This window comes from Collinsella aerofaciens (assembly GCF_039752985.1).
Taxonomy (GTDB): domain Bacteria; phylum Actinomycetota; class Coriobacteriia; order Coriobacteriales; family Coriobacteriaceae; genus Collinsella; species Collinsella aerofaciens_BT.
This window is the reverse complement of the sequence record NZ_JBDMHA010000010.1, coordinates 1-16,462: the sequence shown is the minus strand read 5'-3', so window position 1 is coordinate 16,462 and position 16,462 is coordinate 1. Positions and strand designations below refer to the sequence as shown.

The window sequence follows — 16,462 nt, the reverse complement described above, 5'->3', positions numbered from 1 at the left end:
ATCACCTGCCTCTTTCATCCGGACTCTAACCGTTGGTACTGGGATCTCACCAGTTCAGCCGGCATGCGAACCAACACACGCACGGGTCGCGGACTCATCGGCTCGGTCGCAGACGCTTCGCCTGCACCACGGCACCCCTTTGGCACCGCCCGATTTACCGCCAGTGGGGAATTTCACCCCGCCCTGAAACAGCAATTGCAAGTGTAGCACCAGTAGGCTTTCGCGCAAGTATGCCAAGGGTAATTTATGGTGGGGATCAGTTGCCGCAACAGCCACATCTCCCACCCATCCCAAAGTGATGCGCCTTTCGCGCAAAGCGCGAAACAGCAACCGGGACACGTATCCCTCACAACCACGTTCTTCTCCGCCCGCCGACCTCAAGGCCGTAAACGCAGGGAATCCGGGGGCGGGACGGGGACTTCTCTCCGGAATATTCCGCAGGACGCAAAGAGGCTCCGCAGCGCGAAGCGCGATGCGGAGCCTCTTTGCATGTCCGAGGACGTTCCGGAGAGAAGCCCCCGTCACGCCCCCGGATTCCCGGTGGGAGTTCTAGACCTTGTCGGCCTTAGTACATACCGCCGCCCTGCTGACCAGCGGTGGCAGCAGCGATAGCGTCCTCAAGCTGAGTGTTCTTGGGCACATCGGAGACGGTAGCCTCGGTGATGAGAATCAGGCTGGCGACAGAAGCAGCGTTCTGCAGGGTGACGCGGCTGACCTTGACGGGGTCGAGGACGCCCATCTCGATCATGTCGCCCCACTCGCCGTTGGCAGAGTTGAGACCCTGACCAGCGGGCAGCTCGGCAACCTTGTCGACCACGACAGCGCCCTCAAAGCCAGCGTTCTTGGCGATGGTGGCGACCGGAGCGGTCAGAGCCTTCTTGACGATGTCGACGCCGATCTTCTCCTCGGGGTCGTCGATCTCGACAGCGTCGAGCGCAGGAGCAGCGTCCATGAAGGCGACGCCACCGCCGGCGACGATGCCCTCCTCGACAGCAGCGCGGGTAGCCTGCAGGGCATCCTCGACGCGGTGCTTGATCTCCTTGAGCTCGGACTCGGTAGCAGCGCCGACCTTGATGACGGCAACGCCACCGGAGAGCTTTGCCAAGCGCTCCTGGAGCTTCTCACGGTCGAAGTCAGAGGTGGTGTTCTCCATCTCACCCTTGATCTGAGCGATGCGGGCGTCGATGGCCTCCTTGGAGCCAGCGCCGCCGACGACGACGGTGTTGTCCTTGGAGATGGTGACGGACTTAGCAGTACCGAGCATATCGGCGGTGATGTCAGCGACCTTCACGCCCAGCTCGTCCAGAGCGGCCTGGCCACCGGTGAGGACGGCGATGTCCTCGAGGATGCGCTTGCGGCGATCGCCGTAGCCCGGAGCCTTGACGGCGCAGACGTTGAGGGCGCCACGGATCTTGTTGAGGACCAGGGTAGGCAGAGCCTCGCCGTCGATGTCCTCAGCGATGATGAGCAGGCCACGGCCAGCGCGCTGGACAGCCTCGAGAACGGGCATGATGTCCTGAACGCTGGAGATCTTCTGGTCGGTGATGAGGATGTACGGATCCTTCATCACGGCCTCCATGCGGTCGTTGTCCGTGACGAAGTAAGCGGAGACATAGCCCTTGTCGAACTGCATGCCCTCGACGGTGTCGATGGTGATGTCGAACGTCTGGGAATCCTCGACGGTGATGACGCCGTCCTTGCCCACGACCTCCATGGCCTCGGCGATCTTCTCGCCGACCTCGGGGTCACCGGCAGAGATGGTACCGACGGAAGCAATCTGCTCCTTGGTCTCGACCGGCTTGGCCTGCTTCTTCATCTCGGCGACGGCGGCGTTGACGGCCTTGTCGATGCCGCGACGGATGGCCAGCGGGTTAGCGCCAGCAGCAACGTTGCGCAGACCGTCGTTGACGATGGCCTGAGCGAGCAGGGTTGCGGTGGTGGTGCCGTCACCCACGGTGTCGTTGGTCTTGGTGGCAACCTCCTTCACCAGCTGGGCGCCCATGTTCTCGATGTTGTCCTCGAGCTCAATCTCCTTGGCGACGGAAACGCCGTCGTTGGTGATGGTCGGGGCACCGAACGTGCGCTGCAGCGCAACGTAGCGACCCTTGGGGCCCATGGTGACGGTAACGGCGTCGGCCAGAGTGTTGACGCCCTTGGCAAGCTTAGCGCGGGCATCGGTGTTGAACGTAATGTTCTTTGCCATGGTAGGTAATCCTCCAAAAGAAATGTGACTCGCGTCGCCGCTTCCGAGTCCTATGCGGCGGACGCGTTCAAAGACGAATCAGAGATTCTGACGAGACTAGGCCTCGACGACAGCGTAGATGTCGTCGGCGCGCATCAGCAGATACTTCTCGCCGTCGACCTTGACCTCGTTGCCACCGAACTTACCGTAGATGACAACGTCGCCGACCTTGACGTCCATGGGGATGCGCTCACCCTTGTCGTTGACCTTGCCGGCGCCCACGGCAACGATGGTGCCGCGCTGCGGCTTCTCCTGAGCGTTGCTGGCGATATACAGACCAGAAGCGGTCTTCTGCTCGGCCTCGTCGGGCTTGACCAGAACACGATCTGCAAGCGGCTTCAAAGACGACATGCTTGTCTCCTCCTTTTTGGGCCGCGCGGTTATACCACGCGAATTAACCCTTTTTGTTTGCGTACGCGTTGAATGGTACCCACGAATGGCGGGTTATACAACACGGAGTCAAAAAATCTTATTTTTTGGCACTTAGATTTTCTGAATGCCGGGGGATAACTTAGCAGTGGCTCCCGGGGCGGACCGGAGGGCATGAAGTTTACTGCTCTACAGTCCTGCGCAAGACGGAAAGCACATTAAGTGCTTTCCTTTGCGTGCGGAACTCGCGACAAACTTCATGCCCTCCGGTCCGCCCCGGGAGCTGGGGTAACTTATTCGGGCCCGGCATTCAGAAAAGTCAGTGCAGCAAAATGGCGATGCGGATGGGGTTAGTGCTCGTAGATCAAGTTACCTGCCAGGTAGGTGGCCTGAACTTTTGTGGCCTGGAGGTCTTGGGGGTCAACGGTGAGCGGGTTTTGGTCCAGGACTACCAGGTCGGCATACTTGCCGGGCTCCAAGCTGCCGAGGTTTTGCTCGTCGCCCGCTGCATAGGCGCTGCCCAGGGTGTAGTTGCGCAGGGCCGTTGCCGCGTCGATACGCTCGCTCGGCAACCAGCCGCCCTCGGGCAAGTGGCTTTTGGGGTCCTGGCGCGTGATAGCCGTGTAGAGCACGTTCATGCTGGTAACGGCTGTGATGGGACTATCGGTACCGAAAGCTTGGCGGATGCCGCGCTGCTTATAGGTCGCAAACGGCCACATGATGCGGCTGCGCTCCAGGCCCAGGTCGCGCTCCGGACCACCCGGGTCGAGCGTGATATGGCAGGGCTGGCTCGAGGCGACCACGTTGAGCTTGCGCAGGCGGTCGATGTCCTCGGGCAGGAGGTTCTCCAGATGCTCGAGCGTGTTATGGCCGTGCTGGGGCAGGCCGTACAGTTCGGCGGCCTTCTCAAAGATATCGAGCGCGGCATGGATGGCACCGTCGCCGATGACGTGGATGCGCACGGTGTGACCGCGCTCCGCGGCAGCGAGGACCAGTTTGCGCATACGCTCGGCAGGAACTGTCAGACGACCCTGGTCGCCCGGGAAGCGCGGGTTGGTATAGGGCTCGGTGAGATATGCCGTGTGTTCGCTCGACACGCCGTCGAAGAACTGCTTAAAACCAGGCGCCGAGAGCAGCGCGTTGTTCGCATAGCGGGTCTGCAGCTCTTCCAAGCGCGACTGGTCATCCAGCAGCGTGGGGAACAGATGGGCACGAATGCCCAACTTGCCGACTGCCTGCAGTTTGTCGTAGATGTCGTCGCGGATAAAATCGCAGCCCGGCATGGGCATGAGCGACATATCGCATATCGAGGTGATGCCCTGCTCGGCCATACGCCTCATTTGATCGGCGTAAGCGCTTGCGATGCGATCCTCCCCCAGCCACTCAAGGCAGCGCGGTAGCAGCTGCATGGCAGCCGCCTCGTGAGCAATGCCCGTGAGCTCGCCGTTTGCGTCCTTGTCGTAGCTGCCGCCCGCTGGCGGCTCGCTATCGCGCGTGACGCCGAGCGCCTCGAGTGCGCGGCTGTTGAGCCAAAGCGTGTGCCCGTCGCCCGAATACATAACGCAGGGACGATCGGGGAATGCCGCATCGAGCGACGCCTTGGTAGGGTGCTCGGGCGGGTCCCAACGGTAATCGCGCCAGCCCTGCGTCACAACCCAAGCGTCGTCGGGCAGGTCCTGGGAAAACTCGAGCGCATGTTGCACCAACGCCGCCTCGGACGCGCCCATATCCATGAGCATGAACGGCGAGGAACCGACCGAGGTATGGAAGAAGTGCAGATGAGCGTCATGGAAACCGGGGCAAACAAACTGCTCGCCGTAATCGATAACCGGCGTGGCGGCAGGCGCGGCGGCAATCACGTCATCGGGCGCACCGACTGCGACGATACGGTCGCCTGCGATGGCAATCGCCAGCTCGCGGGCGGTATCGATGCCGTCTTGCGCGGTAAAGACGTTCTTGGAGCGGATAATCCGATCGATATGTTGCATGGGCATCCCCATCTCTGGCAGGAAATTCAACACCCCCGAGTGTACTCCCCCGCCCTTGTAACAAAACCCCAAGCGGCAAACGGCAACTTTACCAGCCCTAGCGGCAGGTGGCATACTGGAGAGAGCCTGTACGATTTTGCGATCAACCCAGCAAGGAGCAAATCGACCATGACGAAGACCAAGGCACAGCAGATTATGGCGGCGACCGAGGCTCGCGCGGCTGACGACGTCACCGCAGCCATCAAAGATATCGCTACCGAATTTGAACCATATATCATCAAGCAGCGCCGGCACTTCCATAAGCACCCGGAGCTGAGCCTTGCCGAGGAGCGCACGACCTCCGACATCGCCAACCAGCTCGACGCCATGAATATCCCCTACGAGCGTCCGCTCAAGACCGGCTTGGTGGCAACGCTTCGCGGTACCGCGCCGGATGCCTACCGCGAGGACGGCACGCCACGCCGCCGCATCCTGCTGCGCGCCGACATCGACGCCCTGCCCGTCACCGAGCAGACCGGCGAAGAGTTCGCCAGCGTCAACGAGGGCTGCATGCACGCCTGCGGTCACGACTGCCATATCGCCATGATGCTCGGCACGCTGCAAATCCTGCGCCATATGACCGACGACATCCACGGCGAGGTCCGCATCGTCTTCCAGCCCAGCGAGGAAAACGGCCAGGGCGCCAAGCTCATGATCGGCACGGGCGTGCTCGACGGCGTCGATGGCGCCTACGCCGCGCACATCTGGAGTGAGGTCGACGCCGGCACCGTGAGCTGCGAGCCCGGTCCGCGCATGGCCAATACCGACTGGTTCCGCATCGACGTCCGCGGCACCTCGTGCCATGGCGCCATGCCCCAGCGAGGTCACGACGCCGTCATGGTTGCCGCCGAGATTGTCAACGCCCTGCAGACCATCGTCTCGCGCGAGATCAGCCCCTACGAGCCGGCCGTCATCACCGTCGGCGAGCTGCACGGCGGCACCGCGCGCAACGTTATCGCCGGCACGGCCTACCTCGCCGGCACGGTGCGCACCTACGGAGATTCGACCCACGAGGAAATGCCGGAGCTTATGCGCCGCATCGGTGAGCATACCGCGGCCGCCTTGGGCGCCGAGGCAGAGCTCACCGACTACACTATCGCCAACTACAAGGTCGAAAACGACGCCGCCTCGAGCGAGCGCTGCCGTCAGGCCGTAATCAAGTGCCTGGGCCCCACCGGCCAAGGACATTATCGCGGCACGCTTTCGGGCGAGGATTTCTCGGAGTACCTGCGCCGCGTACCGGGCGTGCTCGCCTTTGTAGGTACGCGCAACCCCAAGATTGGCGCCACGTACGCCCAGCATTCCTGCTTTTACAAGATTGACGAGACCGTGCTGGCAAAGGGCTCCATGGTGGCCGCCCAGTATGCTATCGACTTTTTGGCCGAGCCCACGCAAGAGGAGCTCGACGGCCCCGCGATTACCGCGGTCGCCGAAACCAACCCCGATCTGGCCGCCAAGTTGCGCTCTGCCAAGGCGACGACCGCCGAGGCTCGCGACGCCATCCATGATGCCCGAACGGCTCGCCATGCCGCGATCAAGGGCATCCACGACGCACGCGCTGCTGCACGCCGCGAGGAGAAGCACGACGAGTAGTCGTCACACCCATCCATAACAGCCTGGCTAAAGCAGAGCGGGGGCGGACGTATCGAAACGTCCGCCCCCGCTCATTCTTCAAGCGCTATTTCTACCATTTCTACCCCGTCCCCAAATGGCAGGCGGCAGGGTTACTCGTCCTGATGATCCTCGTCGGAGCTTGGCTCGGGTGCCGACGCAGGTGCAGATGCCGGCTCAGGCTCAGGCTCAGGCGCAGGCTCGGGCTCAGATGCCGTCTCAGACTCGGGCGCCGGTTCAGGCTCGGGCGCCGGTTCAGGCTCGGGCGCTGGTTCAGGCTCGGGCGCCGGCTCAGACTCGGTCGCGGGAGCGGGTGCAGGTGCCGGCGAAGCATCCGGAGCGCTGTAACCCGAAGGAGCGGACTTCTTCTCGAAAGGCAACACAAAAGTCAGGACGTCGTCCTTATCCTCATCGGCCCACTCGCTTGCATAGCGTGCGGCCCAATAGCCAACGGCACGGTGCTTGAGCATCTTGCCAAAGACCGTAAGAAATACGGTGACGAAAGCGACCAGCACCAAGAACAGCGCGAGCGTGACGCCACCGCCGGTAACAATTGCCTCAATACCCGTAGGACGATAGTAGTAGCTATACATACCGACAGAGGCAATGGCGCCAAAGACGACCGTCAAGATCCATGTGACAACGTTGGCGACCAGGCCCGTCAAAAACTCGGGAAGGAACGAAGCACAGAACAGCTTGGTCTTGTTGTGCTTAAACGCCGCCCAGACCTTATCGAGCGAAAACGCGCTCTCGACACGCCCGGTCACCGCAAAGTGCATCACGGCGATGTCGGCGAACATCTTAAAGAAGACACCCAGAATCGCCGAGGCAATTAGCGCCAGGACAAGCAGGCCGAGCGAACCGAACAGCGCAGCCTCGAGCGCATAAGAGCCGTAATACGAATACGAGCCCGCGGCGCCAATTACCACGCCCTCCACCAGCGAAAGCACTACACCGATAACGGGAATGGCAGCGATAACCTCGAGCACGACCGAAATAACGCTCGAAAAGACTCCGAGACCAAACGACGTGGAACGCATGAGTGGACGGTCCATGCCGTCATCGGCCTTGAGCGACAGATCGCGACCCCACTCGATACCAAAGCCGGAACCGCACACGCTCGCAATGCAAGCTGCCAAAAAGCCGATGGCAGCCGCAATGCCGCCAATAACGGGAATAAACAACACGAGCACCGACACAACGCAAATCAGCGCCGGCAAAAACGCGATTTGGCATACACGCTGAAGCACGCCCGGAGTCTTAGTCATATCTTGGAACGCCTGAGCCACACAGCCCTTTGGCGCATTCGCCACGGGCGGTTGCGGAACAAACTGCTGGGGCTGAGGCTGTCCCTGGGGAGCGGGGTCAGCGGCACCGGCATTAGGAGCACCACACACGCCGCAGAACTTGTCGTTATCGCCCATGGGGGCGCCACACTGCGAGCAGAACATCGAAATCATCCCTTCGTATCTAGAGCGAATCACCTGGATCGCAAACGATGTCTTTGGCATCATTATCACCCAATGTGAGGACAAATTCTCTTAGATGACGTATTTGCAACGCGCGAGGCGCTTTTCGATTGTTTGATGAGTGTGTCCGCGCTAGTTCGTGCCGCGGAAGCCCTTGCCGACGATCTCGGAGCTGTCGACGATCGTGATAAAGGCACCCGGATCGACTTCGCGCGCGTAACGGCGCAGTTGCACGGCCTCGCGACGGCTCAGCACGCTCATGATCACCGTCACGCACTTGCCCGAGAAAGCACCGTAGCCGCGGCTGATAGTCGCCGTGCGGTTGAGATGCTTGACGATAAACTCCTCGACTTTGCGCGGCTCGGAGCAAATGACCGTGCAGACTTTGCGCAGGTGAATGCTCTCAATGGCTTTATCGACCACAAGCGTCTTGGCAAACAGGCCGAGCACGCAGTACAGACCGACACGCGGGCCATACAAAAAGGCCGCGATGGCCACGATGCCGATATCAACCAACAGCAGCGCGCGGCCAATCTCGAGCGTCGTGCGGCGCTTGAGGATCATGGCAAGAATGTCCGTGCCGCCCGTCGAGGCGCCAATATCAAAGACAATAGCGCTGCCGAGCGCCGGCAAGATAACGGCAAAGCACAGGTCGAGCCACATATCACCCGTCAGAGAGACATCGGTCGGAATAAAAAGCTCAAACAGCGAAACATAGGCCGAAAGCGCAAACGAGGCGAAGACGCTCCACAGGATTGCATTGCGCTCCAAAAAGATAAAGCCCAAGACGACGAGAACCGCGTTGATAATCCACATAAAAACGCCGACGGGCAGGGTCGGGAACAGCGTGGACAGAATGACCGACACGCCCGAGGTGCCGCCAAAAGCAAAGTGATTAGGGGTTTTAAACGCAACGATGGCAAAGGCCGTAAGAATCAGGCCCAGATTGAGCTCGGCAAAAAAGCTCGGGAAGCCCGGCTCCTGGCTGCGCTTTTGACCGACACGCTCGCCGCGCTCGATATCGGTGCGATCAACCACGCGCTCCATCGGCACCACGGGAGGACGATGCACCTCCTCGGCAGCACGCGATGCCGCCTCTGCCGCGGCGGCCTCAATCGCCCATGCCTTGCTTTCTGTTTCGTGCTCGTCGGCCATTACGGCAACCCCTCGTTAACAATTTGGAAACAATGCGCCCATTAGGGTAACGCGGAACGCGACGATTGCAACCCCTAGTTAGACGAGCGGTATGCCCACATCGGGGGGCATACAAATAACGGCCGGCCACGCTTTTGCTTGCGCGGTCGGCCGTTTAACGTTTTCGCAGATAAAGCCTGCCAAAACAAACCTGTCCCTTTTTGGAAGGTTACTCGTGCTGGCTGGTGCGGTGCTCGTACTCCTCGGGGGTGATGACGTCCTCGATGCGCAGGTTGACGCCCGCCACCTCAAGGCCGGTCATCGCGGCAAGGCGCTCGGTGACACGTGCCTTGACATCGTCGAAGATCGCGGGCGCATAGGCGCCGTACTCGATAATGACGGAGATGTTGACGACCACGCGATTGTCATCGGTGACCTCAACCGTCACGCCCTTGGTCAGATTCTCGGCACCAAACTGCTCCTGCACAAAGTGCATAAGGTTACCCTTCATGCCCAGGACGTGCGGCACCTCGCGGGTGGCCATGGCGACGATCTTCTCGATCACACCGTTGGAATAGGTCAGCGAGTCCTCGGACTCGTCCGCTTCCTCGTCATCCTCATCCACATCGGACTCGGCCTCGACGAGAGCCTCGTCCTCGAGCGTCACATCCTCGGCTTCGGCGACGACCGCTTCGTTCTCCTCGAGCTCGGTATCGGCTACATCGACCTTCGTATTAAAAGCCATGGTTCCTCCTTATGCCTGCCGCGGATGCGACAGTCGAATACATATTAGCGGCCGCTAAACAGACGGCCGAAGAAGTTGACGATCCCGTTCTCGCCGTCGCGAATTTGGCCGATCACGGCGCCGATCAGCACGAAGAATGCAATGACGAGCGTGTCCCACAGGCCGAGCGTGAGCACCAACACGGCGAGGATAAAGCCAGCGACGGCACCGAGCGTGGTGTTGGGATGACGCACAGCATAGCTCCAGATGGCAGCGCCCGTACCCTTGATGAGACCCATAGCCTCGTCAAAATCCGCGGCTGCCGCGTCTTGTAACTCAGTTGCCTCTGCTTTGGAATCAACAGGTTCGCTCGCCGGCGTGGCGCTCTGGTCAATCGTCAGGCGCGGCGTACGAGCGGTCTTATCTTGATTGGTATCACTCACCGGAAACCTCCACGGTCTGGACGGTAGTCTTGGACGGCAAAAAACGGACGCGCGTGGTCGTACCCGGCGTGCCAAGCATGGTGTCGCAAGCTTCCTCGATGCGCTGCTGCATCGCGGTAGCCAGAGATGCCACGTCCTTATCGTCAAGCGCGATAGCCTCGACCTTAAAACGGACGTGCGAATCGTCGGAACCTTGGACGCGGGCCTCGACATGCTCGATCATCACGCGATCGTCGCGCTCTGCAGCAGCCCTGGCGCACGAAGAAAGCGCCGCGAGCGTGACCTCGATATTGCGCTCCCCCGCCGGATGCACGCAGGACGGCTCGCGACGAGCAAACATCAGGCGGAAGAAGCTTACCAGCACGCCGATCGCCACAACTCCGCCGCATGCCGTCACGACAATGCGCGGCATGGGGTCGCGCATCAGCAGCATAAAGCGATACGTATACGGCCCCCAAAACTGGCAGACAAGCGTACCCAGCGCCACGATGGCGGCGGCAAGATACACGATCGCTAGGGCTCGTTTGAGTACGCGCACGTGGCGCTCCCTTCAAATCTCGGCTCTCGAAATGCAAAACGGTTCGCATCATTATAAAAGAGCCGGGTCCGGTGCTCTACGCACGCGGATCCGGCTCATCTATTCCACGAGGCTTGCATGCTCGCTTCATTATGCCCAGATATGCACGGCTTAACCCGTGCGGGCGCTACTCCTCCTCGAGGGCAGCGATGACCTCGTCGGTCATGTCCATGGTGCTGTAAACATCCTGGACGTCGTCGAGCTCCTCAAGACGGTCGATGAGGCGCTGAACCTTCTTGGCGTCGGCGCCGGAGACCTCGGTCGGGGTGGTCGGGACCATGGTGGTCTCGGAGCCCTTGACCTGGACGCCCTGCTCCTCGAGCGCCTTGGAGACAGCCATGACCTCGTTGGCAGCAGTCCAGACGATCCACTCCTCGCCGGCATCCTCGTAGTCCTCGCCACCGGCCTCGGCGATGGCCATCATGAACTCATCCTCGTCACCGGCAGCACCGTTGGCGATCATGGTCTCCTTCTTGGCGTTCTCGTCCAAGATCTCCTTGGCGACGACGATCTGGCCCTTGCGCTCAAACTGGAAGGCGACGGAGCCGGAGGTGCCCAAGTTGCCACCAGCGTGGGAGAAGGCGGAACGGACATCAGCGGCGGTACGGTTGCGGTTGTCGGTCAGGCAGTCGACGTAGACGGCGACACCGGCGGGACCGTAGCCCTCGTACACGATGTTCTCGTAGACGGCAGCGTCAGCACCCGAACCAAAAGCCTTGTCGATAGCGGACTTGATCTTGTCCTTAGGCATGGACTGAGCCTTAGCCTTGGCAACAGCAGCGGCGAGGCTGGCGTTGTTCTCGGGCAGCGGGTCACCGCCGAGACGGGCAGCAACGGTGATGTTGCGGCTGAGCTTGGAGAAGAGGGCGGAACGCTTGGCGTCCTGCGCGCCCTTACGATGCTTGGTTGTGGCCCACTTAGAGTGTCCGGACATACGTGTCTCCTATCGGTTTCGACCTAAAGCCCAGCGCAGATGCTCGGGCAATATAAACAAACGTCGTTATGATATACCTACGGGCCTGCGAGATAAACCCCAAAATGAAGGCGTCGTGATGATGACCCCTTTGGTGCAAAGAAACCTGACCCCAATGCACCAAGTTAGGACCAGAGGAAGTCGCTGCGGGTGACGGTGGCGCCGATGGCGAAGGGCATGCAGGCGATGACCGGATACAGGTAGCGCATGTAAGTCGAGCCGTTGCACGGGCCAATCAGGCACACGGCGAGCACGCCCAGCAGCGGCACCCAAATGGCCAGCCCGCGCCACGAATGACGACGTAGCAGATAGACCACCACGGCGATCATGATCCACACATAGGTGGCCGAGCTCATGGTGAGCGAGATAAACGGGATGCGCTGCACCGCCACACGGTATAGGTTGATCAGGTGGTCGCACCAGCGCACAACCTTGCTATCGACCGGATGGAAGTCGAAGTACTTAAGGTTATCGGGCTTCGCCATAATCTCGGCACTGCGCGCCGTGCTGTAGACCCACGCATCGCGGGCACTCGGATAAAAGTAGCCGTAGTAGTTATTGATGAGCGCCGAGATATAGCACTCGGGATCCTTTTTGAACATCTGGGCCCATACCTCAAAATAGGCCTTGATGTCCTCTTGCGAGGCGTACTCGTTAAAGCAATTTTTGACGGCGTCCGACTTATCCGGGTTGTAACGGCGGCCCAGATTCTCGTACTTGAGTACACGGTCGATCACGGCACGCTCTTCGTCGGTCACCAAGCCGTCGCAAGGAGCCTCCACGATGGTGCCGTCCTCCTTAACCGTGGGGTTGACGCCCGAGTTGAGGCCGTCGTGCTTTTGGACGAAACGAGCCGTCTGCTGGAACGGAATCGAAAGGATTTCGCGCTTGGAACCAGGCGTGATATCGTGCGCCGGCATAAAGACCTTGGTGAAGTACATATTAGAGGCAAGGCAGAGCGCGAGCACCGCGAGAACGCCAACCCAGCGGAAACGCGGGATGGCGCCCGAAGGCGCAGCACCAGTCTGCTTGGCTGCACGACGAGCCACATGCACGTCCCATACGCAAAACCCCGCCGCGATTACGCATGCCGCCAGGGGAAACACCAGGCCGCCGTTGCGCAGAAACGTGGAACCCATGGCGCCCAGAGCGAGCAGCAGCCAGTCGTGGCGCGCAAAGAGCACGGGGGCTTTCTCGCCCGCTCGCTCGGCATTGGCATCGCGACGGGGCAAGCCACATGCCACGAGCTTGACGGTCTGTACCAGCAGCACCAAGAACGCGTCGGCAAAGAGCACGTCTTTGGTGAGCAACGCCGCGTAGTTAGAGAACATCGGCATAAACGCAAAGAACAGCAGGATCGCACCGCGAACCGGCAGGCTCACGCCCAGTTTGCGCAGCGACGAAATGGAATAGGCCATGCAGGCAGCCGTGATGACGAACTGAGCACAGGTGTAGATGGCAAGACCCGCGTTAGCGCTGTTGAACAGCGAAAGCCCCAGCTGAACGCACGAGCCGATAATGGCCGTGTGCACTACGGGATGATGCCCGTTGAGCAGCACGTTGGGGTTGAGTAGGCGCAGGTAGTCGCTCGTGCCGTTGGGATAGTTGAACCACTGGCGAATCTGCGCGCCCGTATCTCCCATAAAAAGGCCAGGCAGCGAAGCGATGAGCGTGGGCGCCCAGGCGATCATAAGCACCAGGAAGGGCCCGGCAAAGGGATGGACCGAGAGCACGGCGTGAGTCACACGCCATACGCGGCCAAAGTGCGCTTCGGAAAACGGAATGCGCCGAGAGCTCAGCCAATCTAGACACTCAAAGGCAAGGTAGAAGGCAACGACCGCCAAGAGCATCCAGCCCGCGCCGCCAATCCAGGCGCAGATGATGCGGGCTTTGTCGCCAAGGACAATCTCGGCCGAGTCGGTGAGATCGTAGCTGCGGCCAAACACCATGCAGATGGCGAAGAACAGCGACGGCAGAATGATCGATGGGCGCCAGGTGTCGCCACGGCCAAAGAACACGTAGCGAAACGGCAAGGTGAGCAGGCAGGCAAGTGCAAGCAGCATGACCGCGTCGGTATGGCCGGCAAACGAGAGGAGTACCTCGTAGCACACGTACAGCATGCCCGAGGCTTTGGGGTCAATCGCCAAGACTGCGTTGCTCGACACCGGGGCAGGATCGATGGAAAACGCCGTGGTCGCCAACAGCGCAAGCAAAAAAGCGATGAGTGTCTGCTTGGCGGGGTAGCGCTTAAACCAGACGATGCGAGCGGCATCGCGCGCAGCCGTTGTGGAGAGGTCGGAATCCTTCACAGTCCGAAAGCCTTTCTAGAAACCTATCAAACTCGGCAAAACCACCACAAAGGTGCCTGTCCCCTTTGTGGTGGTTTTGGTGGTTAGGCGTCCAGGTAGACGCGCTGGGGCTGGTTGCGGCGACGAGCAAAGATGATGAGCGCCAGGCCCGCGATTACGAGCGGAAGACTCAGCAGCTGACCCATCGTGATGACGCCGCCCAGCAGATAGCCCAGCTGGGCATCGGGCACGCGCACAAACTCAATGAGGAAGCGAACGATGCCGTAACCCATCACAAAGACGCCCATAAACGTGCCCTGGGGCAGCAGCGGCTTTTTTCGGCTAAGCACCTGCAAAATGCAAAAGAGCACGATGCCCTCAAGAAATGCCTCATAGAGCTGGGAGGGGTGACGCGGCATATCCCCCGCGGTGCCACCGAAGACCACACCCCAGGGTAGATCGGTCGGCTTGCCCCACAGCTCACCATTGACAAAGTTGGCACAACGGCCCAGGCACAAGGCCAGCGGCGCGCCTATGACGGCAAGGTCTGCCAAAGTCCAGGCATCGAGCTTATACATGCGGCACACGATGATGCCGCCGATAATGCCGCCCACCAAGCCGCCATGGAAGCTCATGCCGCCCTCGTTGGTGGCAAAGATCTCGAGCGGGTGCGCCCAGTAGTAGCCATCACCGTAAAAGACGACGTAGAACAGGCGCGCACCGATAATGAGGCCAAAGACCACGCCGACCACGACACTCGTCAGGTCGTCAATCGTGATGTTAAAGCCCCAGCGACGCTGTGTGCGGTACATGACGACCGCCGTGAGCAGAGCGCCGACCACGTAGGCCAGGCCGTACCAGTAGATGGTGATGGGGCCCGCCGAGATCGCGACGGGATCAAGCATATGGTAGAGGTCGTTGAGCATATCGATCCCCCTGCTCCCTACATACAAATGCGGCCGCGGGCCTTGCGCTCGCAGCCGCATATTTGGGCGTAACGTCTATGCGGAGTATGCCGTCCGCAGCTTTCGCATCTTAAAACGGCGCGTACTCGTCGTACAGGTCGTCGGTCTCGCCGGAGGCATTGACCTGCTCGACACGGGTAACGCCGGGCACATGCTCCTTCAGGATGCGCTCAATACCCATGGACAGGGTCAGCGAGCTCATGGGGCAGCCGGCGCAAGCGCCCTGCAGCTCCAGTTTGACGACACCCTCGTCGTCGACGCCCACATACTCCATATCGCCGCCATCGGCCTGCAGGTTGGGGCGAATCTCTTCAAGAACCTTCTTAAGCAGCTCTTCGTTAACAGCCACAGGGGCTCCTTTCTCACAATAACGCGGGCACGCCCGCGGACAGGGGCTATGTTACTACAGCCATGTACCCGCTTAGGCGCCAGCCATGCGTGCGGACACGACTTTCACGAGCAGTCAATTTGGGACGGGTCTCTTTCGGCTGTTTTGCCGCCAGCTGGCGTTGCCACGCGCTACTGCTGAGCCTGCCCCTCGGTGCCGATGTGAACATCGACGATAACCTGGCGGTAGCTGATGCCACAGGAGTCGAGAATGCGGCGGCTGATACGGCCGTCATCGGTGTCGGCGTACTTGTTGTCCAGGTAGACGACCTCGCCCACGCCCACCTGAGCCAAAATCTTGGCACAGTCGTGGCACGGGAACAGCGTGACGTAGACTGTGGAACCCTCAAGATCTTTGAGCGAGCCGCGGTAGTTGAGCACGGCGTTTGCCTCGGCATGCACCACGTAGTTGTGCTTATCCTGCAACGGGTCGTCGCTTGTGCCCCACGGGAAAAAGTCGTCGTTGAGCGCCGAGGGCGTACCGTTGTAGCCCACCGAAAGGATGCGGTGGTTGGTGCTGGCAATGCACGCGCCCACCTGCGTGTTGGGGTCCTTGCTGCGGCGCTGCGCGGCGATAGCCACACTCATAAAGAACTCATCCCAGCTAATAACGTCGCGGCGCTTGCCCGACGCGGTTTGATGAAGATCGTCCGACATGGCAGACACCTCCGAAATCGCAATAGTTTGACCTATTGTAGCAGGTGAAAGGTGGGGGCGTTTGTCCCACCGGCGCCCTCACTTTTACACGCGGCGGGGCTTTTGGTTGATGTGGTAGAGCTCGGCGAGACCCCGCAGCGTCAACGCGTCATCGACCGTCAGGCTATGACCGACCAGGGCCGCAAGCGCCTTGGCATCGTCGCCAGTAATGACGATGGGCACGCTGCCTTCCCCCGCGGCCTTGGTCGCACGCATCTCGGCAAGCACCATGTCGAGCATGCCGTCGATGCGCGCCACCTCGCCCAAAACCACACCCGAGCGCATGGCCTCGCGCGTGTTGCGGCCGATGACGTGCGTCGGCGCCGAGGGCTCAACCTGGGGTAGGCGCGCTGCTGCCGCCGAGAGCGAGCGGGCGCCGAGGGCCAGCCCCGGCGCGATAACGCCGCCGACAAAGGTGCCGCGCGCGTCGATGACCTCGATATTGGTCGTCGTGCCCAGGTCGATCACGATGCACGGCGAGCCGTAGACGGCGCGGGCCGCCACGGCATCGGCGATGCGGTCGGGGCCGATCTCGGCCGGGTCATCGTAGTGCACGG

The 16,462-nt window shown here is 60.9% G+C and carries 15 protein-coding genes and 1 riboswitch; of the genes, 1 reads left to right on the top strand and 14 read right to left on the bottom strand.

Translation table 11 applies throughout. The features are described from left to right. Positions 1-2: 2 nt before the first annotated feature. A riboswitch (FMN riboswitch) is annotated at positions 3-195 on the bottom strand. A 370-nt stretch (positions 196-565) separates the two neighbouring features. The 3 genes from groL to ABHR76_RS02350 all read right to left on the bottom strand — a co-directional run bounded on the left by groL (position 566) and on the right by ABHR76_RS02350 (position 4,599). Beyond that, positions 566-2,203: a chaperonin GroEL gene (gene groL, locus ABHR76_RS02360; RefSeq protein ID WP_006234938.1), complete on the bottom strand. Its 1,638-nt coding sequence runs from the start codon at positions 2,201-2,203 to the stop codon at positions 566-568. 96 nt (positions 2,204-2,299) lie between these two features. Next, positions 2,300-2,593: a co-chaperone GroES gene (gene groES, locus ABHR76_RS02355; RefSeq protein WP_022094351.1), complete on the bottom strand. Its 294-nt coding sequence runs from the start codon at positions 2,591-2,593 to the stop codon at positions 2,300-2,302. A gap of 368 nt (positions 2,594-2,961) precedes the next feature. After that, positions 2,962-4,599: an amidohydrolase gene (locus tag ABHR76_RS02350; protein ID WP_346976711.1), complete on the bottom strand. Its 1,638-nt coding sequence runs from the start codon at positions 4,597-4,599 to the stop codon at positions 2,962-2,964. Positions 4,600-4,767: 168 nt separating this feature from the next. Between ABHR76_RS02350 and ABHR76_RS02345 the strand changes: the two genes are divergently transcribed. Next, positions 4,768-6,231: a M20 family metallopeptidase gene (locus ABHR76_RS02345; protein ID WP_346976710.1), complete on the top strand. Its 1,464-nt coding sequence runs from the start codon at positions 4,768-4,770 to the stop codon at positions 6,229-6,231. A 131-nt stretch (positions 6,232-6,362) separates the two neighbouring features. On the opposite strand, the gene ABHR76_RS02340 is transcribed toward ABHR76_RS02345, so the two are convergent. The 11 genes from ABHR76_RS02340 to ABHR76_RS02290 all read right to left on the bottom strand — a co-directional run. Further along, positions 6,363-7,700: a zinc-ribbon domain-containing protein gene (locus ABHR76_RS02340; protein ID WP_346976709.1), complete on the bottom strand. Its 1,338-nt coding sequence runs from the start codon at positions 7,698-7,700 to the stop codon at positions 6,363-6,365. Between the two features lie 150 nt (positions 7,701-7,850). Then, a complete protein-coding gene (locus ABHR76_RS02335) occupies positions 7,851-8,873 on the bottom strand; it encodes a YitT family protein (protein WP_346976708.1) in 1,023 nt (340 codons plus the stop codon). 208 nt (positions 8,874-9,081) lie between these two features. After that, positions 9,082-9,597: an Asp23/Gls24 family envelope stress response protein gene (locus ABHR76_RS02330; RefSeq protein WP_271758424.1), complete on the bottom strand. Its 516-nt coding sequence runs from the start codon at positions 9,595-9,597 to the stop codon at positions 9,082-9,084. 44 nt (positions 9,598-9,641) lie between these two features. Then, a complete protein-coding gene (locus tag ABHR76_RS02325) occupies positions 9,642-10,019 on the bottom strand; it encodes a DUF2273 domain-containing protein (RefSeq protein WP_040358983.1) in 378 nt (125 codons plus the stop codon). Then, a complete protein-coding gene (locus ABHR76_RS02320; protein WP_040358981.1) occupies positions 10,012-10,557 on the bottom strand; it encodes an Asp23/Gls24 family envelope stress response protein in 546 nt (181 codons plus the stop codon). The genes ABHR76_RS02325 and ABHR76_RS02320 overlap by 8 nt, the downstream gene beginning before the upstream one ends. Positions 10,558-10,723: 166 nt before the next feature. Then, positions 10,724-11,530 (bottom strand): YebC/PmpR family DNA-binding transcriptional regulator, encoded by an 807-nt coding sequence (locus ABHR76_RS02315; protein ID WP_117584122.1) that lies wholly within the window; start codon positions 11,528-11,530, stop codon positions 10,724-10,726. A gap of 164 nt (positions 11,531-11,694) precedes the next feature. Beyond that, entirely contained in the window at positions 11,695-13,878 is a 2,184-nt protein-coding gene (locus ABHR76_RS02310; RefSeq protein WP_346976707.1) for a DUF6020 family protein, read from the bottom strand. Positions 13,879-13,961: 83 nt separating this feature from the next. Next, a complete protein-coding gene (gene lgt / locus ABHR76_RS02305; RefSeq protein WP_148331926.1) occupies positions 13,962-14,783 on the bottom strand; it encodes a prolipoprotein diacylglyceryl transferase in 822 nt (273 codons plus the stop codon). Positions 14,784-14,892: 109 nt separating this feature from the next. Next, positions 14,893-15,171 carry a NifU family protein gene (locus tag ABHR76_RS02300; protein ID WP_099432127.1) on the bottom strand — a complete coding sequence of 93 codons (279 nt, stop codon included), beginning with the start codon at positions 15,169-15,171 and terminating at the stop codon, positions 14,893-14,895. A gap of 170 nt (positions 15,172-15,341) precedes the next feature. Then, entirely contained in the window at positions 15,342-15,866 is a 525-nt protein-coding gene (locus tag ABHR76_RS02295; protein WP_117756880.1) for a deoxycytidylate deaminase, read from the bottom strand. An 84-nt stretch (positions 15,867-15,950) separates the two neighbouring features. Beyond that, on the bottom strand, positions 15,951-16,462 hold a 512-nt coding region (locus ABHR76_RS02290), incomplete at its 5' end, for a type III pantothenate kinase (protein ID WP_346976706.1).